Origin of the sequence: Streptomyces narbonensis, assembly GCF_014649015.1 — a bacterium.
Taxonomy (GTDB): Bacteria; Actinomycetota; Actinomycetes; order Streptomycetales; family Streptomycetaceae; genus Streptomyces; species Streptomyces narbonensis.
Window position 1 is genome coordinate 1 of record NZ_BMSF01000102.1, and the last position, 815, is coordinate 815.

At 29.4% G+C, this 815-nt stretch carries 1 protein-coding gene; it reads left to right on the forward strand.

Annotated features, from left to right (window positions below):
- On the forward strand, nt 1-815 hold an 815-nt coding region (locus tag IE124_RS36300; RefSeq protein WP_189513946.1), incomplete at both ends, for a class I tRNA ligase family protein.

An 815-nucleotide genomic window follows, 5' to 3' on the forward strand; every position in this document is an offset into this window, starting at 1 on the left:
GAATTTTTGTAAAACTTTTCGTATAGGTGGAAATTCTTCAGTAGAATTATTAAATAAAGAAAGAATTAGCTTAAACGTAGGATATAAAGTCTTACATCCACTTACCAATGAATATTTACCAATATATGTTTCTAATTTTCTTATTATGGAATATGGAACTGGGGCAGTAATGGGGGTTCCTGCCCATAATAAAAGAGATTGGGAATTTGCAATTAAGTACGGATTACCAATAAAACCAGTAATTTCAGATAAGAATGGTATTCTTCCTGAGATTTCTAAAAAAGCATATACCAAATATGGATTCATTATAAATTCAGGTATATTTGATAAATTAAATTTTTTTGAAGCATTTGATTATATTAATAAATATATAAAACAAATAAAGTGTGGAGTTATTAAAAATCATTTTCGACTGCGTGATTGGGGTATATCTAGGCAAAGATATTGGGGAACTCCAATTCCTGTAAAATATGGTCCAAAAGGAGAAACAGTCCCTCTTACAGATAAAGAATTACCTGTTTGTTTACCAACCGAGTTGAGTTTTAATAGTAAGTTAGATAATTTTAATTTAAAAAAAATACCATCTTTTTACGAGTTAGGAAATGGATGGGTTCGTGATACGGAGACTTTTGATACTTTTATAGAATCATCTTGGTATTATGCACGTTTTTGTTGTCATGATAATAAAAAATCAATTCTTGATGCAAGGGTAAACTATTGGTTACCAGTTGATATGTATATTGGTGGTATTGAACATGCAATTTTGCATTTATTATATGCTAGGTTTTTCCATAAATTAATGCGGGACTTTGGCT